This is a genomic window from Peribacillus loiseleuriae, assembly GCF_001183985.1.
In the GTDB taxonomy this organism is placed as follows: Bacteria; Bacillota; Bacilli; order Bacillales; family DSM-1321; genus Peribacillus; species Peribacillus loiseleuriae.
In genome coordinates this window covers 3,382,666-3,407,759 of sequence record NZ_LFZW01000001.1, presented here as the reverse complement: position 1 = coordinate 3,407,759, position 25,094 = coordinate 3,382,666, and the positions used below count along the sequence as shown (strand labels likewise).

Sequence of the window (25,094 nt, the reverse complement as noted above, 5' to 3'; positions counted from 1 at the left end):
TCTTTATATCTTTTTCATTTTAGCTAGGTGTCTCGAAGAACACAACAGAAAGTCATTGAAGATTCGTTAGAATGTATTTGAAAGAATGGTTCTTTCAATAATAAACGTATAAGTTTATTACAATGGGTATTGGTATGCTCCATAGTCAAATAAATTTATAATAGAAGATAGCCAAGGACCCGTATTAGTTTTTCTTAGAAAGTAGGATGAAAATGGATGTAATGTATTGGCTCGTAATTGTTATCATGTTTATTATTGGGTTTATTGGTCTCGTTTATCCCATTATCCCAAGCGTGTTGTTTATTTTGGGAGGTATTTTGTTATATGGGGTATTTTACTCCTTTGAGACTTTTAATTGGAGGTTTTGGGCGATCCAAATTTTATTGGTCCTTCTATTATTTTGTGCAGATTATGTAGCTAATTTAGCAGGCGTGAAAAAGTTTGGGGGTTCGAGAGCAGGCATATGGGGAAGTACGATCGGTATCCTAGTCGGTCCGTTTGTTATCCCGTTCTTAGGGATTATCATCGGACCATTCATTGGAGCGGTTATAGCGGAGATGGTTGTACACAAGAAAAATCCGGTCGTAGCTGCAAAAATTGGCTTGGGTTCAGTGTTTGGATTTGTTGGTAGTGTTGTAACCAAAAGCATCATCCAGTTGTTTATGGTGATTTACTTCTTGTTCACTGTTTTATAAATGAAAGTGAGGAAGATTTAGTATATGATGAAGCATAACATTTGAAACGTTACCAAAACTTTGATATTCTAATTGAAACGAGCAGTAGTGTTTGCATGTGCAATTCTACTTCGTCAAAAAAACTAAAGTTACATAGGGAGGAATTTTATTTATGGCATTCGAACTTCCACAATTACCGTACGCATACGATGCGTTAGAACCAAACATTGACAAAGAAACAATGAACATTCACCACACGAAACACCATAACACGTATGTAACAAACTTAAACGCTGCTCTTGAAGGCAATGAAGAACTTTTGAGTAAAAGCGTTGAAGAAGTAATTGCAAACCTTGATGCGGTTCCTGAAGCAAAACGCACGGCTGTACGCAACAATGGTGGCGGACACGCTAACCACTCATTATTCTGGCAAATCATCTCACCAAACGGTGGCGGACAGCCGTCTGGTGAATTAGCGGATGCAATCACTTCTAAATTTGGCAGCTTTGATAGCTTCAAAGAAGAATTCGCTAAAGCAGCAACAACTCGTTTCGGATCTGGCTGGGCTTGGCTTTCAGTAAACAATGGTGAGCTTGAAGTTTCAAGTACGCCTAACCAAGACTCTCCAATTATGGAAGGCAAAACGCCTTTACTTGGTTTAGATGTTTGGGAGCATGCTTACTACTTGAACTACCAAAACCGTCGTCCAGAATACATCAACGCATTCTGGAACGTTGTAAACTGGGATGAAGTAGCTAGTCGGTTCAGCTCAGCAAAATAAGATAGAAACTAAAAAAACAGGGATTCCTCAAAGGAATTCCTGTTTTTTTAGTTTCTGGAGGAAAAATTTTGAAATAACCGCTCCTTTAAATAAATGTCCATGGTTCTTCAAACACTATAAAAGCACTTAAAGGAGAGTTAAAACATGGGCATTATAAAAAAATGGACTGGAGACATGGAGATTAATCGGGATTTACGGATTTTGCTAATTATCGGCGGATTGTACAGCATGAGTATTGCGCTCTCAAATACGTTTGTAAATGTATTTCTGTGGAAGCAGTCTGGAGATTACGTAGATATCGGAATTTATAATTTGGCCGTGGCGATTTTTCAGCCGCTCACATTTGTGTTTGCAGGTAGAATTGCCAAAAAGGTGGACCGAGTTATTGTTTTGCGACTCGGCGTCATATTTTTAGCAGCTTTTTATTTAGCTGTTCTCTTAATTGGCACACAGGCCACTCATTTTCTTATCTTACTTGGTGGATTACTTGGGATAGGGTATGGGTTTTACTGGCTTGCTTTTAACGTGTTGACTTTTGAAATTACAGAACCAGAAACACGTGATTTTTTCAATGGCTTCTTAGGCCTGCTGACTTCTTCAGGAGGTATAATCGGACCTATTTTTGCGGGCTTCATTATATCTAGACTGGAGAAATTTACAGGGTACTCCATCATATTCGGGGTATCGTTGTTATTATTTGCGATAGCGGTTTATTTTAGTTTTTCTTTAGAAAGACGACCAGCTCATGGTAAATATTTATTTCTACGTACACTTAAAGAAAGGAAAAATGATTATAATTGGCGTCAAATATTGTATGCACATTTTTTCCAAGGATTACGCGAAGGAACATTTATGTTTGTCGTCTCGATTTTTGTTTTTATTCAAACGGGAAGTGAACTCGCGCTAGGAAATTTCAGTATGGTGAATTCAATTCTTTCGTTTATCGCTTATTATTTCGCAGCAAGATACATTAAGCAAAAAATTCGGAAGAAATCAATCTTGCTTGGAGGAATTCTTTTATATGTAGGCGTATTTTTGATTGCTTTCAATGTCACGTATGCCAAGCTGCTTATTTACGCGGCGACCATTGCGATTGCTTATCCAATCTTGCTTGTACCGTATATGTCACTGACTTACGATATTATTGGCCGTGCCTGGCAGGCTGCAGAGTTAAGAATTGAATATATTGTAGTGCGGGAACTCTACATTCTGTTCGGGCGGATTGTTTCAATTACCGGTTTTATTATCACAGTTATGTTTTTTGACCCGGTAAAAAGCCTACCTATTTTTTTATTGATGGTCGGAGCCGGACATACAATCATTTATTTATTTGTTAGAAAAATTAATATGGACCGCCCCGCATGATATACGGATGTCTTAAAAGGGGTAGACCTCGCGCATGGATGAAGTGTTACAAACATAAAACGCGAGGTCCGTGCCTATTTATTGGTCACGCATAAGTTTATTCAGATCATATAGGCTAAAATGAAAGATCACCGTAATTATTTTTATTCTAAATCAGCAAAAAAGTATTTCGGAATAATTTTAAACCCTGGATAAAAATATCTTGATCTTTGGTACCGAGTTCTCTTCATTTTTGGCTAAGAGATAAGCCTGGAATCGGACACTTATTTTACTAGTACCTTGCTTTTTACTCCCAATTTATCTATACCCATCGTGATAAACTAATAATTTGAAACCCATTCGTAAAAAACTAGGTAATTCAATCGTTCAATTTATAGAGGAAAAAAATAAGCTGTGCAATTTTCCATTAACAAAACTAGATATTCTCTTTTAAGTTATATAGAATAAGGTAGATTACTATTTTTATAAGAGGATGTGTGGCTTAGCGTGACAAAAGAAAAGAAGAAAAAGACTCATGTTCCTTTGCGATTAAATCTACTTTTCTTCGCTGTTTTTCTATTATTTTCAGTACTAATTCTCCGTCTTGGCCTTGTTCAAATTGTCTATGGAGATGATTATAAAAGAGAAATTGAAAGAACAGAAGAAGTAACAGTGAACAATCCAGTTCCTCGTGGAAAAATGTATGATCGAAATCTAAAGGTGATGGTCGATAATAAGCCGTTGGATGCTATTACTTACACTAGAAGCCAGAGAACAACGGCAAAGGAAATGTTGGAAACGGCAGAAAAACTAGCCAAACTGATTCATAAAGAAACAAATAAAATAACGGAACGAGATAGAAAAGACTTCTGGATTCTAAAACATCCGGATGAAGCGGAAGCGAAGATTACCGCTGCCGACCGAAAAAAGGTCACCGAAGGCGAACTTGAAGAAAAAGATTTATATAAGCTTCAAATTGAAAGAATTACTGAGAAAGAGATCAATTCCTTTACAGATGCTGAACTTGAAGTGCTCGCGATTTATCGTGAATTTTCAAGCGGCTATGCACTAACACCACAAATTGTTAAAAACAAGGACGTAACCGAGGAAGAATTCGCGAGGGTAAGTGAAAATCTTGATTCTTTGCCAGGTGTAAATATTACAACGGACTGGGATCGGACATATGTTTTTGGTAACACGTTGAAATCTGTTCTAGGTAAAGTATCTACCTCAGACGAAGGTTTACCGAGTGAACGTCTTGATTATTTCCTTTCACGCGGTTATAGCCGGAACGACCGAGTAGGGAAAAGCTATATCGAATTACAGTATGAAGACGTGCTTCAAGGAAATAAAGCGAAAGTGAAGAATATAACAGATAAGGGTGGAAATGTAGTTGAATCCCAAGTTGTTTCCGAAGGGCAGCGTGGAAAGGATTTAGTCTTAACCATTGATATGGATCTTCAGCAAGCAATCGAAAATGAAATTGAGAAGCAATTACTACAGGCGAAAAAAGCAGGGAATACGAAATTCCTTGATCGCGCTTTTGTAGTATTAATGGATCCGAAAACGGGTGAAATCCTGACAATGGCTGGGAAGCAATATGTAATCGATAAAGAAACAGGCAAACCAACGATCAATGATTATGCACTAGGTAATATATCGTCTTCCTATACAGTAGGGTCTAGTGTGAAAGGTGCAACGATTTTGACTGGGTATCAAACTGGTGCCATTCAGCCAAATAAGTATTTCTATGATACAACATTAAACATTAAAGGTACGCCCAAAAAAGCATCATATACTAACATGGGGAATATTAATGATTTAACTGCGCTGAAAAAGTCTTCTAACGTATATATGTTTAGAACGGCGATTGCTATAGCTGGTACAGAATATGTACCAGGTAAGGGGCTGAATATTGGATCAAGTGCTTTTGAAACGATGCGAAATTACTATGCCCAATTTGGGTTAGGTTCAAGGACAGGCATTGATTTGCCGAATGAAATGGTTGGGTACAAAGGAACTGATACACTTCCTGGTAAATTGCTCGATTTAGCGATTGGACAGTATGACACCTATACACCAATGCAGCTTGCACAATATGTCTCAACGATTGCCAATGGTGGCTATCGAATGGAGCCGCATATGGTGAAAGAAATTCACGATCCTGTTGATGATAATACAGAACTTGGTGCTGTAGTCAGTGAAATAACCCCAACAGTACTTAATAAGCTAGATATGAAAGATAGCTGGATTAATCGGGTTCAGGATGGCTTTAAATTGGTTGCCATGGAACAAGGTGGAACTGCTTATAAATACTTTGGTCATAAATCTTATACGGTAGCTGCAAAAACAGGTACGGCCCAAGCCTTCTATGATGGACCAAATAAAGATAAATATAAAGATCTCCAAGCAACTATGAGTCTAAGCATGGTTGGCTTTGCACCAGCAGAGAATCCAGAAGTTGCTTTTGCTGTTGTCGTTCCTTGGGCGTATCAAGGTCATTCTAGCAATGGATTGAATGGAAAACTGGCTGAATTTGCTCTAGATACTTATTTCGACTTGAAAAAGACTCGTCAACAAGCCGATGAAACAGATGAAACGACGGAGAATAAGGTTGTGACTGGCAAGGAAATCCAACAAGAGCAGGCAGAATAATGAATAGACGCTTGTAAGAGGATGTCCCAAAAAGGGTCTGACCTCACACTTTATCAAATAGTACATACGCTCCATTTGTGCTGTTTATAGAGTCTGTGAGGTCAGACCCTTTTTTTTGCGTTTCAATTCTAGTGATTATCTTGTCTACATGTATAGGAGATAAAGATGGGGTTATTACTAAAGAAAAGAATTGGTTTTTCTTTCTTATTCGACGCAATTCTTGTTTGATGTTTACAAAATTCGCACAGAGGTTTACGCAAAATTTACAAAGTGTTTAATGTTCGTTAACAGTAAGATAGTAATCTTAGTTTGTAGAAACAAACAATGAATATTTCAGGGGGAATAAGTAAATGAAGAAGTTTAAAGGTTTCGCTATAACAGCAATGTTAACTGGAGTTTTGGCTGTAGCAACAGCATGCGGCTCAGACACTACTAAAGAAAAGAGTACTTCTGGAACTGGGGATACAGCTGCAAAACTTTCTGGTGAAGTTATTATTGATGGTTCATCTACTGTATACCCAATCATGGAAGCTGTTACTGAAGAATACGGAACAGTTCAGCCAGATGTAAGAGTATCTGTCGGTCTTTCCGGAACTGGCGGCGGATTTAAGAAGTTTATTGCGGGAGAAACGGACTTAAGCAATGCTTCACGCCCAGTGAAAGATGAAGAAAAAGCAGAGCTTGATAAAAACGGAATCGAATTTACTGAATTACCATTAGCATATGACGGAATTACAGTTGTTGTTAATCCTCAAAATGATTTTGTTGATCATTTGACAGTTGATGAATTAAAAGCATTATGGATTGATAACGGAAAAACAAAAATGTGGTCTGATATCCGTCCAGAGTGGCCGAAAGAAGAAATTAAATTCTATTCTCCAGGTACAGATTCTGGAACACATGACTATTTCAACGAAGTTATTTTACAGGATGCACCAATGGTTGCAAATGCAACACTTTCAGGAGATCCTAATATCCTTGTTCAAGGTGTGACAGGCGATAAGAACGCAATTGGATACTTCGGTTATGCGTATTATGCTGAAAACAAAGACAAGCTTAAAGATGTAAGCATTGATAATGGAAATGGCCCAGTTGAACCAACTCATGAAACAATTGGCGGGGATTACAAACCACTTTCAAGAACAGTATACACATATGTATCTAATAAAGCAGTAGCTGATAAAGAACAAGTTGCAGACTACACAAAATTTGCAATCGAAAATGCTGGTAAAATGGCCGAAGAAGTTGGTTATATTAGTTTACCTGAAGCAGATTATAAAAAAGATTTAGAAAAACTCGCTGAACTTACAAAATAAGTTTCAGATATAAATGAATAACAAAAAATGAAAAGATGGCGGGTACAACCTGGATAAACCTGCCATCCTTTTGGCTATGATGAAAGGGGTTTTCAGATTGCCACGTGGTAACGATAAAGAATACTCAGTGCAGCAAATGATTATAGAGAAAAGATTAAAGAAAAAGAATCACTTTAATTTTGAAAAATTAATTCCCGGACTACTATTATTGACAGCAGTGCTATCTGTTTTGACAACGATAGGAATTGTGTTCACATTAATATTTGAAACATTTATTTTTTTTGACCGAGTATCCATCATTGAATTTCTCACGAATAAAAAATGGTATCCATTTTCCGCGACAAATGCATCTTTTGGAATAATGCCGCTCGTTGTAGGTACTTTAAAAATAACAGGAATTGCAGCAATAGTCGCAGTCCCTATTGGTTTGGCGACAGCCATTTATTTGAGTGAGTATGCTTCTGAAAAAGCACGTAGAGTCATTAAACCAATATTAGAAGTATTGGCTGGTATCCCTACCATTGTGTATGGATTTTTTGCACTGACATTTGTTACGCCAATATTGAAACAAATGATTCCGAGTCTGGAAACATTTAATGCATTGAGCCCGGGGATTGTAGTGGGAATTATGATTACGCCAATGGTTGCTTCTCTATCTGAAGATGCCATGTCGTCTGTACCACGTTCCATTCGAGAAGGAGCCTTTGCACTAGGCGCAACTAAATTGGAAACGACAATTAAGGTCATTTTACCGGCAGCAGTATCTGGTATTACTGCATCGGTTGTTCTTGCTTTATCACGAGCAATCGGTGAAACGATGATCGTTTCAGTAGCAGGTGGTTCAACTCCGAATGCAAGTTTTGATGTCACATCTTCTATTCAAACGATGACTGCGTATATTGTTCAGGTAAGCACAGGTGATGCTGGGTATCAAACGACCATTTATTATAGTATATATGCAGTAGGAATGACATTGTTCCTCTTTACACTGTTTATGAACTTGTTTGCACAGTTCATCACACGAAAGTTTAAGGAGGAATATTAATGAGTAAGTTAGTAGATAAAGAAATAGTTGCAAAAAAAATGCCGAGTAGAATTATCAGAAATCAAATTTTTAAAGGATTGTTTTTCCTTTCGACATTGTTTGGTTTATTAGTACTCGGGGTATTGTTCTACAGAATTATTACCCAAGGAATTGGCTATATAGATTTGGATTTCTTCCAGAACTTTGCATCAAGAAGACCGGAAAACGCTGGGATTAAAGCTGCTTTCATCGGTACCATCTGGCTTATGGTGGTCGTGGCTCCGGTTTCGTTAATACTAGGTGTCGGCACTGCGATTTATTTAGAAGAATATGCGAAAAAAAATAAATTCACATCTTTCATTAAACTTAATATCTCCAATCTTGCTGGCGTCCCATCGATTGTATTTGGACTACTGGGACTTACCATTTTCGTCAGAGCAATGGCATTAGAACGTTCTGTACTAGCTGCCGGATTAACAATGAGTCTTTTAGTTCTTCCTGTCATTATAGTAGCCTCACAGGAAGCGATCCGTTCTGTTCCGAAAGAACTCCGTGAAGCATCTTTCGCTATGGGAGCAACGAAATGGCAAACTGTTTTAAAAGTCGTATTGCCCGCTTCTATTCCTGGCATCTTAACCGGAGGAATTTTGGCCTTATCAAGAGCGATTGGTGAAACAGCACCGCTTATCGTTATTGGGATTCCGATGTTCGTCGCTTTTTTGCCAAAAACAATCATGGACACATTTACTGTATTACCAATGCAAATCTACAACTGGACATCCCGTCCACAAGCAGAATTTCAGGATTTAGCAGCGGCTGGTATTCTCGTTATGCTTGTTTTATTAATCGTGATGAATTCGATTGCGGTATTCATTCGAAATCATTTCCAGAAAAGATATTAAGGGAGGAAACGGCAGATGAATGTGACATTATTAAAATCCCAAAGTAAACAGATTGAAAATACTCAAACGACACATATTGAAAAACAATTTGTCTATAAAACAACAGATTTGAACCTGTGGTATGGTAGCACACATGCATTAAAAAACATCAACTTGGATTTGCATGAAAATGAAGTTACAGCTATCATAGGACCATCAGGTTGTGGAAAGTCAACGTATATTAAAACGTTAAACCGCATGATTGAAATGGTTCCTGGTGTAAAAACATCCGGTGAAATTCAATACAGAGGTCGTAATATTCTAGATAAATCATACGGAGTGGAAGATTTACGTACTCAAGTAGGAATGGTGTTCCAAAAGCCAAATCCATTTCCAAAGTCTATTTATGAAAATATAGCGTACGGACCCAAAATTCATGGCATCAAAAATAAGAAGGTTCTTGATGAAATTGTTGAAAAAAGTTTACGTGGTGCTGCGATTTGGGATGAAGTGAAGGATCGTCTAAAAGAAAATGCCTATGGGCTTTCAGGTGGACAGCAACAGCGTCTATGTATTGCTCGTTGTCTTGCCATTGAGCCAGATGTCATCTTGATGGATGAACCAACTTCTGCCCTAGACCCAATTTCGACTTTAAAAGTGGAAGAATTAATTCAGGAACTAAAAAATGATTTTAGTATTATCATTGTTACACATAACATGCAGCAAGCTGCACGTATTTCTGACCGTACGGCATTTTTCTTGAGCGGTGAAGTTGTCGAATATCGTGATACAACAACGATTTTTTCAAACCCTACTGACAAACGGACAGAAGACTATATTAGTGGAAGATTTGGTTAAGAAAGGGTCTGACCTCGCACTCTCAATACAGTATAGTGTTAAATGCACTTTTTATACTGTACTGTATTGAATTGTTGCGGGGTCTGACCCTTTTTTTGAGGCGCCCTCTTTCCTATTCAGTAATCATTTTAACAATTTCGGTAAGTTCCATATCAGGCGTTAATGTATATTGTCCAATCTGAATGCGTTTGATTAATTGATTTTCTTTCAAGTATTGGAGAAAAACTACACCATTTTCGAAAATTCCCTCGTTTTCAAGAACCTCTGCTATTTTTTCGGGTGTCATTCCAGATTTCACGATTAATGTATAAGAAACAGAGGAAGGCTTCTCAGCTTGTTTAGGTGTCACTGGTTTCTTAATATCAGTAATGGATTCATTACCTTGTGATTCGCTTGCAATCTCTTTCTTGCTAGTTTCAGCAGACTGGATTATGTATCCATTTTGTTTCACTATAACTTTTGCTTCTTCAAGAGTTATAGTGGTTTTCTTTTCAATGGAAAATGCAAATAAATAGCAACCAACAAGAGTAGAGGTGAATATGATACCAGCTGCAAATGCTCGAATTGTCGATTTATTCATGTTTTGATCCTCGCATTGAAACTTCTTCAATCACTGTGATGACCGTATCCATCGATAAGGTAGATTGTTTGGCTATTTGCTCAAGAGACAGCCCTTGTTTATACAGTGAAAGCACTTGGCTTTTGAGAATTTCGTTGGTCTGTGAAGAAGTGTTGTTTGGTTTATGTGTACTTGGTTTAGGTACTGCATAAGAGAGAGGACTTTCTTGAATAAGTAGTTCTTCTTCCAATATTTTAATTTTCTTTTTAATTTGATACATTTCTTGCATATGATTGATGGTCATTTGTTCCATTTCTTCTAACTTTACAGGATCTTTTTTAACGAAAGAAATCAGTAAAAGAATAATGGAAAACGTAAAAAGACCAATCAGTAGATACTCCATAATTTCACCTCTGTATTTTTTCATGGGCTTTTGTGTTTTCAAAGCGTACTATAGGAAATCTTTTATGTAGATAACTCTTTGAGTCGAAGATGCCGGTCCAAGGACTGCGAAGACATGGGGATGTGGCAATCTTAGCTGTTTGACCTCTTTTCAAGTCGTCTTCCGCTTTTCTTAATTTACCACATTATTTTGCAAAATTGGGCAAGTTTCTGGAACAATGAGCATAATTATAAAAAATAAACCGGTATTTGTCTAATCGGTTACTGAAACGTTGTCGAATTCAAATCAAAAATACTAAAAGATAAGTTTAAGAAAATATTTTATGACTAATTTACCTAGAAGGAAAAGGAGTCATAAAATTCGACAAAATGCGTTTATTGTACGGAATGCTATTCAGTGCTACGATTAGAGTAATTAAAAACTGACTATTCAAACTATTGAACAGACACGCAGCTCGAAGGTTGTAGGTCTTAACTTAAGTACTGATACATTAAAGCGCTTACATTTAATGGAAAGGGGAGAATCATGATGAACACACTATCTGCTTACGAAACATTACCCAAAGGAACTGAGTCACATGGCTTCCGTAAACAATTAAAGGCTGGAATATGGATTGATGGAGAATTTGACTGGTATTCTGAAGAAGAAGTGGCAGTCAATACAGGGGGGCAAATGCGTTCATTAATCCAATCTTTTTCAAAACAACATATATCATTTGTAAGATGCACGATAAAAAATACATCTGCCTTTTTAAAATCACCTAAAATGGTCTTTCATTATGAAAACATGCGTGATCCTCAGAACGTTGCCTTTTATTGTCCAGGAGAAAAGGCCATTTTACACATTGGCAAAAAATCAATCTCTTTGCTTGGCGGGGTGGTAAAAGGAAAGGGAATCTCGCAGTATTGTATTCAAGGAAAAGGGAGCTTGTATCAGTATGGCTGCTTTAAATCACTTAAAGAAGGAATACTTTCCTATTCACCGCTAGCAAAAGGAGAAGTAAGCAGCATTTTTTCCTTGGAACCGGAAATTCAACCTGATGAATGTATTGAAGCAGTCGCTTGGGTCATCCATACAAACACCAAAGAGGAAGCCTTGTTTATGCATGAAAAATTACTTTCTGCTCTGCCCCATTAATAGAAGTATTTTATGATGATATTTCTCAAAAAACAGACTAGCATTTGCATAGAAAAAATGATATTATAGAAAGGTCCTATGTGAAAACGTCAATATGTTTGGAGGGAAATACACATGCGCGTGAATATTACGTTAGCTTGCACTGAATGTGGAGATCGTAACTATATTTCTAAAAAAAATAAACGTAACAATCCAGATCGTCTTGAGCTTAAAAAATACTGCTCAAGAGAAAAACGTTCAACTACACACCGTGAAACAAAGTAAGCAACAGGGTTTTCCCCTGTTGTTTTTTTTATGAAGTAAAATGGTTGGAGCTATGAAAAATGTAGTACGTGTATGAATCATATTGGAACAAGAATGGAATTGGCTGAAAAATCAGAATCGAACATGCTACATTGATACTATCTTATTCAATTATGTTTTGTATCGCTTGTAAAAACATATTTTTTTAAGAAAGGCGGGATTCTATATGGTAGATAATAAGCGAAAAATCCGTGAAGAAATGAAACGAAGATTATCAAGTTTGTCTATTCTTGAGCATACCCAGTTATCTCGTGAAATTGCACAGAAAGTATTTGAGCTAAAGGAATGGGAGCAGGCAGAAACGATTGGTATTACTGTAGCGGTTCATCCAGAGCCTGAAACAAATTTCATTATAGAACAAGCTTGGATCGAAGGAAAACGTGTAGCGGTTCCGAAATGTATTCCAAGCAGTAAAGCATTGGATTTTCGGTATATAGCAAGCTTCTCGGAATTAGAGACGGTTTATTTTGGCTTAAAAGAGCCAGTATTGACGACGGAGCTAGCCCCTAAGGAAGACCTCTCTTTGCTTATTGTACCAGGCTTAGCTTTTACAAGAAAGGGTTATCGATTGGGCTTTGGTGGTGGGTACTATGACCGCTTTCTTACTGATTATAAAGGAAATCTATTTTCACTTGCATTTGAACTTCAGTTAATGGAACACTTGCCTATTGAACCTCATGACATCCCTGTTTCAAAAATTATCACACCGAATCATGTATATAGTGCCGAGAAATAATACTCTGTCAAGGACTTTATTCTACTGATAGTTAATCCCACTATACTATTTTTACATCATTCGCGTATGTTTCGTTAAAATGGATACTACGAACACAAATACATAAACCAAAGTACACAGCTGTTAGAGAAAATTATGCTAGCTATAATACGAGCTGTTAAAATGGGATAAAAAATCCTGATTTCGCCACACTAGGGGTAGGAGGGATTAATATGCTTCGAACAATAGTGAAAATTACTATGATTGGTACGGTTGTATATTTTGGGTATCATTGTCGTTACCGCCTGATGAATCTTGTCTTAGCCAATTCATTTTTGCGTAAATTGCTCGTTTCGGGAACATTCGGATCACGTGCTGTACGTGAGAAGATGTTGCAGGGCCTATTTGGTGAAGGAAATGGTACCAATTATTCGTAAGGTAAATATTGGGTCTGATTCTGTATCTCCTAAGCTTTTAGGAGTGAGGATCGGCCCTTTTTTAGGAGATAAAGTACAATAAGCTTTTAAAATGGATTTTGCCTAGCAAAAGCAGTAAACTCCAGGCTAGAGTCGATCAATTTGATGAGAGAATGACTACTCACTGTATAGCTTTGTTAGTCTATTTCTATGCCTTAGGTTGAGCAAGGAGCTTGCATTTTTTCTAAGGGATTCATTAACAAAAAAACGAAATGAATCATGTATCTTTGTTTGTACAATTACAATTAAATCTACTATAGTGAAGAGGAAGGGTAAGGAAGACTACATAAATTAGCAGTAAGAAAGTGGGGAAAGTATTGGGATTTAAGGAGGATTATCTATATTGGTCAATCGTTAAACAGCTTTCAGTTCAATATCATTATCGAATGGTTACGATATCTGACGATCATCAGGAAATATGGCTTGAAACAGATAAAGACAAGGCGTTTCATATTGTTAGAATCATTCGTCATGATCTTGATTGGGCGAATTGGCTAAAGCGTGATATTGAAAGAGCTTCTCTAATTGGCGAACAAATACGGAGGAAACTCATTAAAAAGCCATTGACTATTTTGAATGTTTATATCACAACATATGAACCTGTGGATGATTATGAATTTATTCACAAGCAAAGGATTGAAAACAAAACGACTGTCACTTCACAAATTGTAAGTACAGCTTCCTATTCTGCCAGAATAAATGAGCTTGAAACCATTTTTACGAAGCCCTTTTCCATTGAGTTGCCACTTGATGAGGAAATCGACGAACAAAAGATTAGTAAGATCAAGCAGGCGGCTCTAGCGGGATCCGTTAAAAAGGCAAAGGAAGAGCAACAGCTTTTCCAAAGAGGAAAACCTATCTTTACATATATTTTTATGGCGATTCAGATCATGATCTTTTTACTAATGGAAATGAATGGTGGAAGCACGAATACAAAAACATTAGTGGATTACGGGGCTAAATATTCACCATATATTATGTCCGGAGAATGGTGGCGCTTTTTTACACCAATTGTTGTACATATTGGCTTTATGCATTTATTGATGAATACCCTGTCTCTCTATTTTATTGGATCGGAAGTTGAACGGCTTTATGGAAATATCCGATTTTTAATCATTTACCTGATTGCAGGCTTTGGCGGATCGTTAGCAAGTTTGATCATCACGCCGTCAGTTTCAGCAGGAGCGAGTGGTGCCATTTTTGGCTGTTTTGGTGCATTATTATTTTTTGGAATGACGTACCCGAAATTATTTTTTAGAACGATGGGCATGAATATCATCATTCTGATTGCTATTAACCTAGGCTATGGCTTTTCAGTGTCAGGTATCGATAATGCCGGGCATATCGGTGGGTTGATAGGCGGCTTCTTGGCTGCCGGTATCGTCCATCTACCTAAACATAAACAAAGTATCAAACAGCTGTTATTTGCGGGTGCTACGATTATCCTCACTTATGGATTACTTCAATACGCCTACAGTGATCGTAATCAATCCGTATATTTTGATAGAACGACAGGGAGTTTGGCCCAAGAATATATGACTGCTGGCAATAGTAACAAAGCATACGAGCTGTTAACAGATAGTATTGATAAAATGGAAAACCATCCATTGTCTTCGTTTATGCTTGGGAATATTGAATTTGAGCGTGGACATTTCCAAGAAGCCTCACATCACTATGAAGAGTCAGTCAAGCAGCAACCAACATTTCATGAAGCGCACTATAATTTAGGTTTATCCTATTATAATTTGCAACGCATTGAGGAAGCGAAGAGGCAGTTTCAAAAAGCAGTTGAGCTGTCTCCAGATCACGAAGAATATCAAAATATATTGAATCAGTTGAATGGAGCGCCATAAAGTGAAACTTCCATCAGCGGTTTTTTTTCACCCCCCCACTGATGGTTAGTTAACCTGTGATAATGTGCCGGTTTAAAAAGGGGTGTAGTTCGAGCGGGTTCTGACTCGCTGCCTGATCTCTTATAACTCTTGGCGAAGCAATATAGGTGTCCTATCATTCGTTTGAAATAGAACGAGCAGCTCGCTTTGGTTTTTGGCAACTAGTACAATTGGGACGGTACTGCCTAATGGATTTAGGGCGCTTGCGCCTTCTTTATTTATTCCTAAAAGATAATTTTTGTATAACCCCTCCCAAAGTTTTCCGATTATTTCTTCTTTCTGTGCCGAAGGAAAACCTTTAAGTAATTCATCGGTCCTGTTCGGCAGGTCAGTTAACGATAAAGCAGTGTAATGATTTTCAAGGATTCCAAACTTCTTCAGGGCGTCTGTAAAAGCTGCTTGAACAATAGATGTAGTGTACTTGTCAAGCGTATGCTGCCATTCCATTTGATCTTTATCGATCGACTCGTGAAATGCTTGAAAGCCTGTTTGGGGAGTGATAATCGCATAAAGATGATCTTTACTCATTTTTTGCACACTAGTATACGTGTTTTCCTTCGGATGCACTTCTCCGTAATGGAAGCTGACACTTTCGAAGAGACCACTATCTTTTTCGGAAAAAGACTTTGTTTGCAATAAGTTCGCTTTATTTTGCTTCCAATCCTTTATTAGCCCTATTAATCGTCCATTTTTATATAATAAAGAAACATCTTGCCGTAAATAAACTGGCTGTGCTAAGGTGGATTCGATTTTCCAATTTACTTGATAGTGTGAGGGATCTTTTTGCTTTGCGTGTAATTTCGTATCAGCTGTATCAAAGTGGAGGACGGGATCTATCGGGAAAAAAATAATGGTTTCCTCAACTGATTTTGATCCGAACGTAAAAAATGCGGCCAATAGAGCTGTTAGTAAAATAATGGCTGTATGCTTCCATTCAATTTTCATTTTGCACCTCCAAAAAAAATCACGGTACTCCATTTTATGAATCAAGATAGACAACTATGAAAAGATAATGAGTTTAAAAAAAATAAAAAACGCTTTCACTTGTAGGTTAATCATGCGTTCGATATACTTTTAATAGGGTATAAATAAAGCGGAGTAAAGCAACTTTAGGAAAGGGACATCCATGAATACAATTTATGATATTAAAACATATTTAAAAAGATTTGGGACATTCATCTATACCGGTGACAGAACTGCAGATCTTGAATTGATGGAAATAGAGATTCGAGAAATTTATAAGTTAGGTATGATGGACACTAAAGAATTTCAGATGGCTATTTTGTTATTAAGGCAGGAGATTCAGGCTGAGAATACGAATAAACATTCAATAAAAAAATTAGAAGGTGACATAAATGGATAAATGGCTAATGGGCGTAGATTTGGGTGGAACTACAACGAAACTTGCAATTATTAATATGCACGGAGAAATTCTTCATAAATGGGAAATTGTTACTGATATTTCAGATAATGGTCAGCGAATCACCACCAATATTGCCAAAGCGATTGATGACAAATTAGCGGAATTAGGAGAGTCTAAGAGTAGATTGCTTGGAATCGGCATGGGGGCACCAGGTCCAGTTAATGCTATAAATGGTTCTATCTATGAAGCTATTAATCTTGGCTGGAACAACTACCCGTTAAAGGATTTACTGGAAACGGAAACTTTACTACCAGCTGTCATTGATAATGATGCGAATATAGCGGCTCTCGGAGAAATGTGGAAAGGTGCTGGGAATGGGGCAAAAGATATCGTCTGTGTGACACTTGGAACTGGCGTTGGTGGTGGAGTCATTGCTAACGGATTAATGGTTCATGGTGTAAGCGGTGCAGGTGGGGAATTGGGGCATATTACAGTAGTTCCAGATGCAGGTGCTCCTTGTAACTGCGGTAAAACCGGCTGTCTTGAAACGGTAGCTTCCGCGACAGGAATTGTTCGTTTAGCCCAAGAAGCTTTGGAAAAAGCAAACGAGCCTTCCTTACTCCAAGAGAAAATAGACGATGGAGAAAGCTTATCATCGAAACTTCTATTCACATGTGCACAAGAGGGAGATGCTATATCACTAAAGGTTATTCAACAGGTTAGCAAGTACTTAGGGCTTGCGTTATCACAGGCAGGTAATATCTTGAATCCGGAAAAAATCGTAATTGGCGGAGGGGTCTCTAAAGCGGGTGATTTACTGCTTAAGCCAGTACGGGAATATTTTGAGCTCTACGCATTTAAGCGTGTTCGCAAATCAACAACAATTAGTTTGGCTACACTTGGAAATGATGCAGGAGTTATCGGAGCTGCATGGCTTGTGAAAAAACATTTTGCTAATTAATTGATTGTGATAAATCATCACAATGAGAGGATGTTCCAAAAGGGTCTAACCCTTTCGTTATGGGACATCCTTTTTATAATCATCCATGATAATAAAAAAATATTTATGTGACAGTTTTTGGGGGCTTTCGTTGATTTTTTGTTTTATAATGAATATCTAAAGCATTCGTAAAAATAGGAGGTGTGGAGGTTGAAAAGTTTTTTAGGGCAGTAGTTCATCTATTACTGCGGCTGGGAGTGCCGGCAATTCGTTTAAACATTCGTTTTGTATTATGTACCATCTCCATTTTCCTTCTCCTAACGGCTTGTGAGGCCACGAAGAATGAAACATTGAAACCAGAAAAAGAATTAGAAAACCCCGTTGTAGTTGAAGACAAGTACGAGATACCTGAATTTCTAATCGACAAACACGAACAGATTGTACAAGTGTATGGCTGGTTGGATTCTTCCACCATTCTTTATTCGTCAAAACTTGATGAAAGTGACCAATTACAGGTGATGAGCTGGAATTTTCAGACGCAGAAAAAAAGCGTTTTTTATCAACCAACCGATGATATTGTGGATGTTAGTATTAGTCCAGATCGATCGTATGTGCTCGTTCATTTAGCTCTATTAGCTAATAAAGCAGCGATTGAAGTTTTGAATCATGATGGTACAAGGGCATTTTCTGTTTCTGTGCCATCCATTGAGTTAGCTTATGAATGGAATATTCATGACCAAGGTGTGCTGTTTCTTTCAAGTTTTTTTGAAGATTGGTCATATCGAACATACATCGTAAATACGAAAGAACAAAAGATTGAAACAATCGAATTTCCACAGCCCTTTGTGAAGTGGGGAAGTAAGGAAGATCTGCTGTATTTAGACTGGAATGAAGATGAGCCTAATTTAAAAGCGCCACTTATCAAGAAGAACCTTCATTCAAATCAGCGGGAAAGTATGATGCTTGACGTTATTTACTTTACTCGAACAGCACATACATTAATGACGATTCAAGATCAAAGTGAGAACTATGATAAAGCTACTTATAGCTTTTTTAATGATAAAAACAAGCTTATTACTAGTTTTTCAGTGCCACATATAAAAAACTTTTCAAATTGGCTGATTCCTTATTTTGAAATGAGAGAAGAAACCTCTCAGTTTATCTCTTTCGTACCAGAAAAAGCGACGAATGTTGATCAATATGATGGGAAATTTTCTTTACGAGTATTCAACTGGAATACAGGAAAAGAAGAAGAAATTCTCACCAAAGCAGAAAATGAACCAATAAGCTGTTCACAGAATGGCCTTTGGTGCCTATATGGGAATCAATTTGAAAAAATCATTAACTTGAAAACTAAAACAGTAAAGCATTTATTTGAGATAAGCTAAGAAAAAGAGGCCGCCGAATAGCAGCCTCTTTAGTCTTGCGATTTAAGTAATCAGTGTACCAGTGTTGGAAAGCCATTGTTAACGACAGTCATAATGGCAAACCAGCCAAATACGACTGTGCTTCCTCCAGCAAACAAAATCGCTAGAATGTTTTTATCTTTAAATGCACGTAGTGTAGCAGCTAGTCCTAATATAGCGACTAGAGCGAAAATAATTACTAATCCCATGTTTTTGCCCCCTTTGTTCTTAATCTTTGTTTACCTATAATGTACCCAAAGATTTGATAACGAACTTTAGAATATGTAATTTTGATTGCATATATTAACATTTTAATGTTTTTTTGGATGTTTGTCGAGGTTTAAAAATGAACCTTCATTGTAAGTTAAATGAATGGTTTTATTTTTTCAAAAATGGTAGGTTTAAAATGTTATGGGTTTCTCGTGAATGTAATAGTAAACAATAAGTCTTAGAAATTGTGTAAAATGATAATAAAGCGTTTTGGAATTAGGATAGGAGTGAAGATGTTGAAGTGGAACCAGATACCTTTAGGACCGTTACAAACAAATTGCTACGTAATGGAGAAAGCAGAAAAATGTGTGATTGTTGATCCAGGCGGAGAAGGCGATAAATTAATACAGTATATCCAGACTAAAAAATGGCAGCCCATTGCGATATTATTAACACACGCTCATTTTGACCATATCGGAGCTGTGGATGTTATTCGAGATTATTATCAGATTCCCGTATACTTACATGAAAAAGAAGCAAAGTGGCTTGTAGATGCAGCCCTAAATGGCTCGCAATCATTTACACCAGGGCATCCAATCAAAATAAAGCCAGCAGATCAAATGATTACAAATGAATTTGACTTAGTGCTGGGCGAGTTCCATTTTACTGTATTGGAAACGCCAGGACATTCTCCAGGAAGTGTTTCTTATTACTTACGAGATGAAGGAATGATTTTCTCAGGTGATGTACTTTTTCAACAAAGCGTAGGCCGCACTGATTTAAGAGGTGGCAATGAACAGCAATTGTTAACAAGCATTCACGAAAAGCTATTAGTTTTGCCGGAGGATACGATCGTATTACCAGGACACGGACCGATTACGAACATTTCCGATGAAATGAATCAAAACCCATTCCTGAATGGGTTTTAAGGGAGAAAATGTGGAAAAAGAGGAGGTCCCAAAGAAAGGGTCTGACCCCACATCTACTATACACTATTTATATGTCATGTAAATGACATTATAAACAGTGTATAGAGTGTGAGGTCAGACCCCTTGCCTCTCTTTACTATGTAGCACTTAATGCGCTGCCCCGCCCGCAGGCAGTAAAAATACTGTGTAGTAGCTGTATCCGACAAAGAAAACGGTTAAATAAGCGCCAAACACATAGATATACATACGCTCTGAAAGTCGAAGATAACTTAAAAGTACAAAAAAAGCAGTTTGCCCGAAGAAAAGTAAAGATAATGCATACATGTCTCCAAGGTAGAAAAAGATTGCCATAACGGCTGTCCAAAAACCTAAAACGCGATACATACGATCCACTCTAATACCCCCTTTAATTCCCATTGATGGTTATCTCTAACGTAATTATAGAATAGTTGCTCACGAACTGTAAAGCCTAGTTTGTAAACACTACCAAATATGTGCCGGTTGACAAGTTTGCAACAGAACGGAATTACTCTGTTGTTGTTCTGTATATGCTTCGAATTTTCGAATTAATCTGCTTAGCATATTGCTCTTTTTTGGCCATCGATATTTTTCTCCAAAAGCAAATACTGTAGTACCTGTGCTAATTATGCGATTCTTCCTACGTTTTCAAGTCATATTCATTATGCCCATTATTATATATGGAAATTCTTATGGTAGTGAAAGAATCAACAAGTCAGTAAAATGTGTAAAGATGGCTCTTAGGGATGTCATTCAAACAAGTCCAATAATCTAAGGTCGGTTAGAAAAATATTTGCCAGATTATTATGGACAGAGACGATATTTTTCACTCGAAAAAAATATTTAAAAAAATTTTATTTTTTTAAAGGATTTTGCCAAAAGGCGTCGAAATGTACAATTATCCAAAATAGGAGGTGAATTGTAATTGAAATCGATTGAAAAGACAGCAGACGATATCCTTTCGCGTGCTGTCCGTCTAGGAGCATCTGATATTCATATTGTTCCTAGAAAAGATGGTCCTCTCATCCAATTCCGTATCGAAAGCAAGCTACATCCCCAGGAAGTGTTAACGAAAGACGAAAGTGATCGCCTCATTTCTCATTTGAAATTTCTTGCTTCGATGGACATTGGTGAAAAAAGACGGCCACAAAGCGGAGCCATCACCCTTGAGTTGGACAACAAATTTATTGGTCTAAGATTATCTACGCTGCCCGCCACTTTTTCCGAAAGCCTTGTGATTCGACTCATTCCTAAGCAAAATATTCTACCTATCGAACAGCTTTCCATCTTCAAGAATACAGCGGATAAACTGTCAGCTCTAGTAAAACACTCTCATGGGATGGTCATTCTAACCGGACCGACCGGAAGCGGCAAAACGACTACCTTATACTCGCTACTTCACCACGCAAAAGCTATGATGAACCGCAATGTCATCACCTTAGAAGACCCCATTGAAAATGAATCAGAACAAGTCCTTCAAGTCCAAATTAATGAAAAAGCCGGCATTACGTATTCTGTAGGCTTGAAAGCTGTGTTACGACACGATCCGGATGTCATTATGGTAGGAGAAATTCGTGACGCAGAAACGGCGGAAATAGCTGTGAGGGCGGCCATGACCGGGCATCTCATACTTACAACAATGCATACTAGGGATGCACAAGGTGCCGTTTACCGACTGCTAGAATTCGGAATCAGTTGGATTGAAATTCAACAAACCTTACTAGCTGTGACGGCTCAAAGATTGTTAGAACTTCAGTGTCCAATCTGCGGGAGAAATGAATGTTACGGCGAGTGTGGTATTCAAAAAAGAAGAAAACGAGCAAGTGCATACGAACTTATTACAGGTAAAGAGTTGTCGGCAGTATTGCAATCGGCCAAAGGTGAAGGGAATGACGTATCTTATCGAAAATTAAGGAATGAAATCGGCAAAGCAGTTGCGTTTGGGTATGTAAATCAAGAGGAATTTACAAGATTGGTGTATGAATATGAAACGAAGTAATTGGAATATGAAGGAACAATCACAATTTCTTCTCAAATTAGGAGAGTTATTAGAATTTGGCTACCCACTTGCCGAGGCCATCCAATTTCTTATGCTTCAACATTCTAAAAAGAAAGAAGCTGATTTACGTCGTTCAATTTCAGAGTTGCGAAGTGGAAATCCCTTTCACAGTGTCTTAACTATGATGAATTTTCATCCTCAATTGGTCCACTTTATTTACTTTTCTGAAGCATACGGCAATCTACCTAAAGCACTTCAGGAAGCAGGACTGTATTGGGGGCAAAGAAATGACGACATCGAGAAATTAAAAAAGATGTTTCTGTATCCGCTTTTCCTCATTTTTTTTGTAACGATTGTATTTTATATGATGAAAACCGTGCTTCTTCCTAAAATTCAACATCTCTTTCAAACGATGAATGCAGAAGAAACGTTGTTGTTACAAATCATTATATCATTCGTAACTTTATTAGACTTGCTTCCCTACCTCCTCGTTTTTGGGATTATCGTATATCTGCTGCTCCACCTATTCTACTTGAAGAAACTCCCACCCTTTAAACGGCAAAGCTTGCTTTTAAGAATCCCCCTCCTTGGTACCTTTATAAAATTGTATGAAACCCATTTTTTTGCAAGTCAATTAAGCGGCCTTCTAGCGGGGGGATTATCCATTAACGAAAGTATTACCCTATTCGAAAAGAGTGGAGTCCAGCCGTTTTATCATGATGTTTGTCAATTAATAAGAAATGAATTAACGGAAGGGAAGCCGCTTGACGCCATATTTCGAGATCTGCCCTATTTTGAGAAAAGGTTAAGTATCATTACTGCAAATGGCCAGAAATCGGGGAGGCTTGAGCAAGAATTATATATGTATAGCCGCTTTATTTTAGATCAAGCCGAAGAGAAGATGAAGTTTATGATGCAGATTATTCAGCCAGCCTTATTTTCACTAATTGGTCTTGTGATTGTTTCCATTTATTTGGCCGTTCTGTTACCAATGTTTTCGCTTATGAAAGGACTTTAAGGAGGAAAAAGAATGAATGAAAAAGGGTTTACACTCATTGAAATGCTCATTGTTTTATTTGTCATTTCTATCCTGTTAATTATTACTATCCCTAACATTTTGAAAAACCAAAATTCGATTCAGTCAAAAGGTTGTGACGCCTATGTGAAAATGGCGCAAAGTCAAGTGCAGGCATATCAAATCGATCATAATGCTCTACCGGCGAGTTTAGATGAATTGGAAAAAGAGAAATATCTTAATAAAGCTTACTGCTCGAAGGAAGGTGATATCACGATGAATGCCGATGGAGAAGTAAGTTTAACGAAAGCAAGTAAAGATGAATAATGAGAATACAATTCCAAGTGACGAACAAGGATTTACACTGTCAGAAATGTTGCTTGTTCTGTCCATTTTTATGTTGATTGTATCGCTTAGTCTCGGCTTTCTCCCAGGCTTTTCAAAAAGTATGGAGAATCGACTTTTCATGAATCAAATGATTGATGATTTGCATTATGTCCAGCATTATGCAATGACTCATAATATGAAGACGACTTTTTCGATTGATTTGAAAAACAAAGAATACTATGGTTCCACCGATTATAAACAGAAAAAACTTGTTCAACGCTCGATTCCAAGTGACATTAAAATCGAAAAAGGGAGTATGAATTTGGAAATTGCCTTTTATCAAAAAGGATCACCCAACTTGTCAGGCACTTGGATCATTCGGACAAAAAGTTCAGTGAATACACTCACCATTTATCTTGGGTCAGGAAGGATGAAAATTGAGAAACTCTAATGGATATATATTTCTTGAAACGATGATTGCTTTTGTGATCTGCCTATTTATCGTAGGCACAATTTTGCCTATTGTTCATGAAATCAAGAATGATCGTGCAAATATAAAAAGTAGATCAGTTGCTCTGCATCTACTTTATGAAACATTGGCTGCTTATCTTGACAGCAATGGAAGATTGTCAACAGAAATATCGGACGAGTACCGTTTCACTTGGACGCTTATAGACGGATCGGCAAAGTTAATGGGCTGTATGGAATATGAAAATGTAGAAGGTTCATATGAAACGGTTTGTGACGCAGTTGAATAATCGAGGATTTACACTCATCGAGATGCTGTTGTCTTTGTCGATCTTTATTCTGATTGCTGGAATGATAGTTCAGCTTTATGTAGTAGTAGGCAAAGAACTTCATCAGGATAAAAGTCTTAATCAAATGGAATGGGAAATTTTTCTGCAACAAGTAAAGGAAGAACTTTGGCTATCAAGCAGCCAGACTATATTGAATGACAACATTTATATGGTTGTAGGAGAAGATATTGTAAGCATTGAAAAATATAATCAAATTTTACGAAGGCGGGTGAATCGTACGGGACATCAAATTATGCTTCAAAACGTCTCTAGTTTTCATTGTAGGCTGGAAGGATATAAAATTGTTATATCCGTAAAAGACTTGGCAGGAAATACGTTTACAAGGGTGCTGCGGCCCTTCGTGACAAGTGGATGAAAATGTTCAGAAATGAACAAGGTGCAGTGTTGCCTGTCACAATGGTTGTAGCTGCGGTTTTAATTATGCTCACTTTTTATAGCATAGAAAAATTCAACCTTGAAAAAATGTTTTACAAAAATGTTGAAGATGGTTTAGTACTTGATCATATTCTGTTGTTGGCCTCTCATAAAGTGCAGAATATGGTCGTCCATGATGATCAAATTGATGAAGGAGTCCTTCACTTTCCCAATGGGACTGTCGAGTATGTAGTGATAAGCAGGGAAGAGCGCTATATTTCGCTGATATTATCCGCACTAACAAAGCAAGGTCTGAGTAGGAAAGTGAATTTCCTTTACGACAAAGAAGAGGGGAAGCTGGTGAAGTGGGGAGAGATATTTACTTAAATGGCTAAAGCGACTTTGGGCGATCTTATGAATAAAAAAGCTGATTCTGTCCATACTGAATAGTAGGTGATGTCTATGTCTACGAACGATTATATTAAATATTTAACGCAGCAACTAGTAAAATACTTTGAAGTTCCAAAATCCGTTCGAAAAGAACAGCGCAAACATAAAAAAGAAAACAGGCCAACATTTCTGAGTCAGTGGTTTGGGATTGTACCTTTCGCAATAACTATGCTTTTGAAAAGAAAATAAACGAAGAGGATGTCCCAAAGGGTCTTGACCTCACACTCTATACACCGTTTATTATGCC

At 37.4% G+C, this 25,094-nt stretch carries 30 protein-coding genes; 25 read left to right on the top strand and 5 right to left on the bottom strand.

All coding sequences use genetic code 11. From position 1 onward, the window contains the following. The first annotated feature begins 212 nt into the window (after nucleotides 1-212). From AC625_RS15860 to pstB, 8 genes are all read left to right on the top strand, one after another. Nucleotides 213-695, top strand: coding sequence for a DUF456 domain-containing protein (locus AC625_RS15860; protein WP_049682161.1), 483 nt, complete (start codon nucleotides 213-215; stop codon nucleotides 693-695). 151 nt (nucleotides 696-846) lie between these two features. After that, the gene (locus AC625_RS15855; RefSeq protein WP_049682160.1) at nucleotides 847-1,455 is read left to right on the top strand and encodes a superoxide dismutase; all 609 of its coding nucleotides are present in this window, start codon (nucleotides 847-849) and stop codon (nucleotides 1,453-1,455) included. Nucleotides 1,456-1,599: 144 nt separating this feature from the next. Beyond that, nucleotides 1,600-2,820, top strand: a complete 1,221-nt coding sequence (locus AC625_RS15850) for an MFS transporter (protein WP_049682159.1) — start codon at nucleotides 1,600-1,602, stop codon at nucleotides 2,818-2,820. Nucleotides 2,821-3,306: 486 nt separating this feature from the next. Further along, a complete protein-coding gene (locus AC625_RS15845) occupies nucleotides 3,307-5,454 on the top strand; it encodes a peptidoglycan D,D-transpeptidase FtsI family protein (RefSeq protein WP_049682158.1) in 2,148 nt (715 codons plus the stop codon). Nucleotides 5,455-5,804: 350 nt separating this feature from the next. Then, entirely contained in the window at nucleotides 5,805-6,770 is a 966-nt protein-coding gene (locus AC625_RS15840; protein WP_049682157.1) for a PstS family phosphate ABC transporter substrate-binding protein, read from the top strand. A gap of 79 nt (nucleotides 6,771-6,849) precedes the next feature. Next, nucleotides 6,850-7,815 carry a phosphate ABC transporter permease subunit PstC gene (gene pstC / locus AC625_RS15835; RefSeq protein WP_049683775.1) on the top strand — a complete coding sequence of 322 codons (966 nt, stop codon included), beginning with the start codon at nucleotides 6,850-6,852 and terminating at the stop codon, nucleotides 7,813-7,815. Beyond that, nucleotides 7,815-8,696, top strand: coding sequence for a phosphate ABC transporter permease PstA (gene pstA / locus AC625_RS15830; protein WP_049682156.1), 882 nt, complete (start codon nucleotides 7,815-7,817; stop codon nucleotides 8,694-8,696). Before pstC ends, pstA begins: the two co-directional genes overlap by 1 nt. A 15-nt stretch (nucleotides 8,697-8,711) precedes the next feature. Further along, nucleotides 8,712-9,533, top strand: a complete 822-nt coding sequence (pstB, locus tag AC625_RS15825; protein WP_049682155.1) for a phosphate ABC transporter ATP-binding protein PstB — start codon at nucleotides 8,712-8,714, stop codon at nucleotides 9,531-9,533. A 112-nt stretch (nucleotides 9,534-9,645) separates the two neighbouring features. On the opposite strand, the gene AC625_RS15820 is transcribed toward pstB, so the two are convergent. Both AC625_RS15820 and AC625_RS15815 read right to left on the bottom strand, forming a co-directional pair. Beyond that, on the bottom strand, nucleotides 9,646-10,113 hold the full coding sequence (locus tag AC625_RS15820) for an endolytic transglycosylase MltG (RefSeq protein ID WP_049682154.1): 468 nt from the start codon (nucleotides 10,111-10,113) through the stop codon (nucleotides 9,646-9,648). Continuing rightward, complete coding sequence (locus AC625_RS15815) at nucleotides 10,106-10,495, bottom strand: hypothetical protein (RefSeq protein WP_049682153.1); 390 nt, start codon at nucleotides 10,493-10,495, stop codon at nucleotides 10,106-10,108. Before AC625_RS15815 ends, AC625_RS15820 begins: the two co-directional genes overlap by 8 nt. A gap of 525 nt (nucleotides 10,496-11,020) precedes the next feature. Between AC625_RS15815 and AC625_RS15810 the strand changes: the two genes are divergently transcribed. The 5 genes from AC625_RS15810 (at nucleotide 11,021) to AC625_RS15790 (ending at nucleotide 14,979) form a co-directional block, all read left to right on the top strand. Beyond that, the gene (locus tag AC625_RS15810; protein WP_180320110.1) at nucleotides 11,021-11,632 is read left to right on the top strand and encodes a hypothetical protein; all 612 of its coding nucleotides are present in this window, start codon (nucleotides 11,021-11,023) and stop codon (nucleotides 11,630-11,632) included. 114 nt (nucleotides 11,633-11,746) lie between these two features. Further along, on the top strand, nucleotides 11,747-11,896 hold the full coding sequence (gene rpmG / locus AC625_RS15805; RefSeq protein ID WP_028391797.1) for a 50S ribosomal protein L33: 150 nt from the start codon (nucleotides 11,747-11,749) through the stop codon (nucleotides 11,894-11,896). 205 nt (nucleotides 11,897-12,101) lie between these two features. Further along, on the top strand, nucleotides 12,102-12,671 hold the full coding sequence (locus tag AC625_RS15800) for a 5-formyltetrahydrofolate cyclo-ligase (protein ID WP_049682151.1): 570 nt from the start codon (nucleotides 12,102-12,104) through the stop codon (nucleotides 12,669-12,671). 212 nt (nucleotides 12,672-12,883) lie between these two features. Then, nucleotides 12,884-13,087: a hypothetical protein gene (locus AC625_RS15795; protein ID WP_049682150.1), complete on the top strand. Its 204-nt coding sequence runs from the start codon at nucleotides 12,884-12,886 to the stop codon at nucleotides 13,085-13,087. A gap of 344 nt (nucleotides 13,088-13,431) precedes the next feature. Further along, nucleotides 13,432-14,979, top strand: coding sequence for a rhomboid family intramembrane serine protease (locus AC625_RS15790; protein ID WP_156187560.1), 1,548 nt, complete (start codon nucleotides 13,432-13,434; stop codon nucleotides 14,977-14,979). 120 nt (nucleotides 14,980-15,099) lie between these two features. Here the strand turns inward: AC625_RS15790 and AC625_RS15785 are convergent, their stop codons facing one another. Then, nucleotides 15,100-15,963, bottom strand: coding sequence for a hypothetical protein (locus tag AC625_RS15785; protein ID WP_049682148.1), 864 nt, complete (start codon nucleotides 15,961-15,963; stop codon nucleotides 15,100-15,102). 181 nt (nucleotides 15,964-16,144) lie between these two features. Between AC625_RS15785 and AC625_RS15780 the strand changes: the two genes are divergently transcribed. The 3 genes from AC625_RS15780 to AC625_RS15770 all read left to right on the top strand — a co-directional run bounded on the left by AC625_RS15780 (nucleotide 16,145) and on the right by AC625_RS15770 (nucleotide 18,709). Then, a complete protein-coding gene (locus AC625_RS15780; protein WP_049682147.1) occupies nucleotides 16,145-16,381 on the top strand; it encodes a YqgQ family protein in 237 nt (78 codons plus the stop codon). Further along, nucleotides 16,374-17,342 (top strand): ROK family glucokinase, encoded by a 969-nt coding sequence (locus AC625_RS15775; protein WP_049682146.1) that lies wholly within the window; start codon nucleotides 16,374-16,376, stop codon nucleotides 17,340-17,342. The genes AC625_RS15780 and AC625_RS15775 overlap by 8 nt, the downstream gene beginning before the upstream one ends. 182 nt (nucleotides 17,343-17,524) lie before the next feature. Next, the gene (locus AC625_RS15770; protein WP_049682145.1) at nucleotides 17,525-18,709 is read left to right on the top strand and encodes a YqgU-like beta propeller domain-containing protein; all 1,185 of its coding nucleotides are present in this window, start codon (nucleotides 17,525-17,527) and stop codon (nucleotides 18,707-18,709) included. Nucleotides 18,710-18,759: 50 nt separating this feature from the next. On the opposite strand, the gene AC625_RS26000 is transcribed toward AC625_RS15770, so the two are convergent. Beyond that, the gene (locus AC625_RS26000; RefSeq protein ID WP_049682144.1) at nucleotides 18,760-18,936 is read right to left on the bottom strand and encodes a DUF2759 domain-containing protein; all 177 of its coding nucleotides are present in this window, start codon (nucleotides 18,934-18,936) and stop codon (nucleotides 18,760-18,762) included. A gap of 297 nt (nucleotides 18,937-19,233) precedes the next feature. On the opposite strand from AC625_RS26000, the gene AC625_RS15760 reads away from it, so the two are divergent. Then, entirely contained in the window at nucleotides 19,234-19,866 is a 633-nt protein-coding gene (locus AC625_RS15760) for an MBL fold metallo-hydrolase (RefSeq protein WP_049683774.1), read from the top strand. 147 nt (nucleotides 19,867-20,013) lie between these two features. On the opposite strand, the gene AC625_RS15755 is transcribed toward AC625_RS15760, so the two are convergent. Further along, nucleotides 20,014-20,259: a DUF2626 domain-containing protein gene (locus AC625_RS15755; protein WP_049682143.1), complete on the bottom strand. Its 246-nt coding sequence runs from the start codon at nucleotides 20,257-20,259 to the stop codon at nucleotides 20,014-20,016. 550 nt (nucleotides 20,260-20,809) lie between these two features. Between AC625_RS15755 and comGA the strand changes: the two genes are divergently transcribed. From comGA to AC625_RS25995, 8 genes are all read left to right on the top strand, one after another. Continuing rightward, on the top strand, nucleotides 20,810-21,883 hold the full coding sequence (gene comGA, locus AC625_RS15750) for a competence type IV pilus ATPase ComGA (protein WP_049682142.1): 1,074 nt from the start codon (nucleotides 20,810-20,812) through the stop codon (nucleotides 21,881-21,883). Beyond that, complete coding sequence (gene comGB, locus AC625_RS15745; protein WP_049682141.1) at nucleotides 21,870-22,901, top strand: competence type IV pilus assembly protein ComGB; 1,032 nt, start codon at nucleotides 21,870-21,872, stop codon at nucleotides 22,899-22,901. The genes comGA and comGB overlap by 14 nt, the downstream gene beginning before the upstream one ends. A gap of 12 nt (nucleotides 22,902-22,913) precedes the next feature. Next, nucleotides 22,914-23,225 (top strand): competence type IV pilus major pilin ComGC, encoded by a 312-nt coding sequence (comGC, locus tag AC625_RS15740; protein WP_049682140.1) that lies wholly within the window; start codon nucleotides 22,914-22,916, stop codon nucleotides 23,223-23,225. Beyond that, nucleotides 23,218-23,676 carry a competence type IV pilus minor pilin ComGD gene (gene comGD / locus AC625_RS15735; RefSeq protein WP_049682139.1) on the top strand — a complete coding sequence of 153 codons (459 nt, stop codon included), beginning with the start codon at nucleotides 23,218-23,220 and terminating at the stop codon, nucleotides 23,674-23,676. Before comGC ends, comGD begins: the two co-directional genes overlap by 8 nt. Further along, nucleotides 23,663-23,983 carry a hypothetical protein gene (locus AC625_RS15730; RefSeq protein WP_049682138.1) on the top strand — a complete coding sequence of 107 codons (321 nt, stop codon included), beginning with the start codon at nucleotides 23,663-23,665 and terminating at the stop codon, nucleotides 23,981-23,983. The genes comGD and AC625_RS15730 overlap by 14 nt, the downstream gene beginning before the upstream one ends. After that, the gene (gene comGF, locus AC625_RS15725; protein ID WP_049682137.1) at nucleotides 23,955-24,398 is read left to right on the top strand and encodes a competence type IV pilus minor pilin ComGF; all 444 of its coding nucleotides are present in this window, start codon (nucleotides 23,955-23,957) and stop codon (nucleotides 24,396-24,398) included. The genes AC625_RS15730 and comGF overlap by 29 nt, the downstream gene beginning before the upstream one ends. 2 nt (nucleotides 24,399-24,400) lie before the next feature. Next, the gene (gene comGG, locus AC625_RS15720; RefSeq protein ID WP_049682136.1) at nucleotides 24,401-24,784 is read left to right on the top strand and encodes a competence type IV pilus minor pilin ComGG; all 384 of its coding nucleotides are present in this window, start codon (nucleotides 24,401-24,403) and stop codon (nucleotides 24,782-24,784) included. 69 nt (nucleotides 24,785-24,853) lie between these two features. Then, nucleotides 24,854-25,036 carry a YqzE family protein gene (locus AC625_RS25995; RefSeq protein WP_400623538.1) on the top strand — a complete coding sequence of 61 codons (183 nt, stop codon included), beginning with the start codon at nucleotides 24,854-24,856 and terminating at the stop codon, nucleotides 25,034-25,036. Nucleotides 25,037-25,094 lie beyond the last annotated feature (58 nt).

What these genes read in the sequence shown, in the direction of transcription:
- AC625_RS15860 (WP_049682161.1), top strand. Translation starts at nt 213, where the DNA reads ATGGATGTAATGTATTGGCTCGTAATTGTTATCATGTTTATTATTGGG.
- AC625_RS15855 (WP_049682160.1), top strand. Translation starts at nt 847, where the DNA reads ATGGCATTCGAACTTCCACAATTACCGTACGCATACGATGCGTTAGAA.
- AC625_RS15850 (WP_049682159.1), top strand. Translation starts at nt 1,600, where the DNA reads ATGGGCATTATAAAAAAATGGACTGGAGACATGGAGATTAATCGGGAT.
- AC625_RS15840 (WP_049682157.1), top strand. Translation starts at nt 5,805, where the DNA reads ATGAAGAAGTTTAAAGGTTTCGCTATAACAGCAATGTTAACTGGAGTT.
- pstC (WP_049683775.1), top strand. Translation starts at nt 6,850, where the DNA reads ATGAAAGGGGTTTTCAGATTGCCACGTGGTAACGATAAAGAATACTCA.
- pstA (WP_049682156.1), top strand. Translation starts at nt 7,815, where the DNA reads ATGAGTAAGTTAGTAGATAAAGAAATAGTTGCAAAAAAAATGCCGAGT.
- pstB (WP_049682155.1), top strand. Translation starts at nt 8,712, where the DNA reads ATGAATGTGACATTATTAAAATCCCAAAGTAAACAGATTGAAAATACT.
- AC625_RS15820 (WP_049682154.1), bottom strand. Translation starts at nt 10,113, where the DNA reads ATGAATAAATCGACAATTCGAGCATTTGCAGCTGGTATCATATTCACC.
- AC625_RS15815 (WP_049682153.1), bottom strand. Translation starts at nt 10,495, where the DNA reads ATGGAGTATCTACTGATTGGTCTTTTTACGTTTTCCATTATTCTTTTA.
- AC625_RS15810 (WP_180320110.1), top strand. Translation starts at nt 11,021, where the DNA reads ATGATGAACACACTATCTGCTTACGAAACATTACCCAAAGGAACTGAG.
- rpmG (WP_028391797.1), top strand. Translation starts at nt 11,747, where the DNA reads ATGCGCGTGAATATTACGTTAGCTTGCACTGAATGTGGAGATCGTAAC.
- AC625_RS15800 (WP_049682151.1), top strand. Translation starts at nt 12,102, where the DNA reads ATGGTAGATAATAAGCGAAAAATCCGTGAAGAAATGAAACGAAGATTA.
- AC625_RS15795 (WP_049682150.1), top strand. Translation starts at nt 12,884, where the DNA reads ATGCTTCGAACAATAGTGAAAATTACTATGATTGGTACGGTTGTATAT.
- AC625_RS15785 (WP_049682148.1), bottom strand. Translation starts at nt 15,963, where the DNA reads ATGAAAATTGAATGGAAGCATACAGCCATTATTTTACTAACAGCTCTA.
- AC625_RS15780 (WP_049682147.1), top strand. Translation starts at nt 16,145, where the DNA reads ATGAATACAATTTATGATATTAAAACATATTTAAAAAGATTTGGGACA.
- AC625_RS15775 (WP_049682146.1), top strand. Translation starts at nt 16,374, where the DNA reads ATGGATAAATGGCTAATGGGCGTAGATTTGGGTGGAACTACAACGAAA.
- AC625_RS26000 (WP_049682144.1), bottom strand. Translation starts at nt 18,936, where the DNA reads ATGGGATTAGTAATTATTTTCGCTCTAGTCGCTATATTAGGACTAGCT.
- comGB (WP_049682141.1), top strand. Translation starts at nt 21,870, where the DNA reads ATGAAACGAAGTAATTGGAATATGAAGGAACAATCACAATTTCTTCTC.
- comGC (WP_049682140.1), top strand. Translation starts at nt 22,914, where the DNA reads ATGAATGAAAAAGGGTTTACACTCATTGAAATGCTCATTGTTTTATTT.
- comGD (WP_049682139.1), top strand. Translation starts at nt 23,218, where the DNA reads ATGAATAATGAGAATACAATTCCAAGTGACGAACAAGGATTTACACTG.
- comGF (WP_049682137.1), top strand. Translation starts at nt 23,955, where the DNA reads ATGAAACGGTTTGTGACGCAGTTGAATAATCGAGGATTTACACTCATC.
- comGG (WP_049682136.1), top strand. Translation starts at nt 24,401, where the DNA reads ATGTTCAGAAATGAACAAGGTGCAGTGTTGCCTGTCACAATGGTTGTA.
- AC625_RS25995 (WP_400623538.1), top strand. Translation starts at nt 24,854, where the DNA reads ATGTCTATGTCTACGAACGATTATATTAAATATTTAACGCAGCAACTA.